Genomic DNA, 682 nt, shown 5'->3' with positions numbered 1-682 from the left:
ATTTAGGGCAGTAGATAAACTAAAAAATAACGCTAACGTTATCCCTAAAACAGAATGTGTTCTAAGATTTTTCATTAAAGGGGCTTTAAATAACAAAAATACTAGGTTTGTTACCCAGCGATTTAGTTTTTCGATATTAAGACAAATTGATCGGCAAACAACACCTGAATATGCTTTCCGAGACTCAATATTGCCTGTATTCTCTTACAAAAGAGAATTGAATAATCGCCGCAAATTTACCTCTTATTTAGAAGCATAAATGGTTTAACATCAAAGAATTGGTCAGAAGTTATTGACATTTGATAAACACCTTCTGATAAACTTTGCAACTGTAACTCTTCTATAGCGTAATGACTGCTCTTGTAGTCCTTTTTAAATACTTTCTGACCATTAGAATTAAAGATTTCTATGGCAATTTTTTTGTTCATAAAATTGCCTAAATAAAGATTAATTAACCCTTCAGAAGGGATAGGATACATCATCACATCTTGTTCCGAAAGTCTGGCTTTATCCGATGTCGAAATACCATTCATTAAATTATCTAAATCGCTCAAAAGAGGTTGAACTTGATTATCACACCCCATTACCATTACTTCAGCCATATGCAGTGTTCCGTTGGTGCTAGATAATTGAATTCTTACATATCTTCCGTTAGCTGTAATAGGTATGTTCTCTTGAAGAG

At 33.0% G+C, this 682-nt stretch carries 2 protein-coding genes; one reads left to right on the top strand and one right to left on the bottom strand.

All coding sequences use genetic code 11. The features are described 5' to 3' along the window. Positions 1 to 259, top strand: a 259-nt coding sequence (locus tag RM520_RS15210) for a hypothetical protein (RefSeq protein ID WP_311388566.1), incomplete at its 5' end; no start/stop codon positions are given. Here the strand turns inward: RM520_RS15210 and RM520_RS15205 are convergent. Then, positions 237 to 682: T9SS type A sorting domain-containing protein (locus RM520_RS15205; protein ID WP_311388565.1), on the bottom strand; the 446-nt coding region annotated here is incomplete at its 5' end. The two genes, RM520_RS15210 and RM520_RS15205, sit on opposite strands and share 23 nt — an antisense overlap.

It is taken from the genome of Croceitalea vernalis (assembly GCF_031846405.1).
In the GTDB taxonomy this organism is placed as follows: domain Bacteria; phylum Bacteroidota; class Bacteroidia; order Flavobacteriales; family Flavobacteriaceae; genus Croceitalea; species Croceitalea vernalis.
The sequence above is the reverse complement of the archived record's forward strand: the minus strand, read 5'-3'. Positions and strand labels throughout refer to the sequence as shown.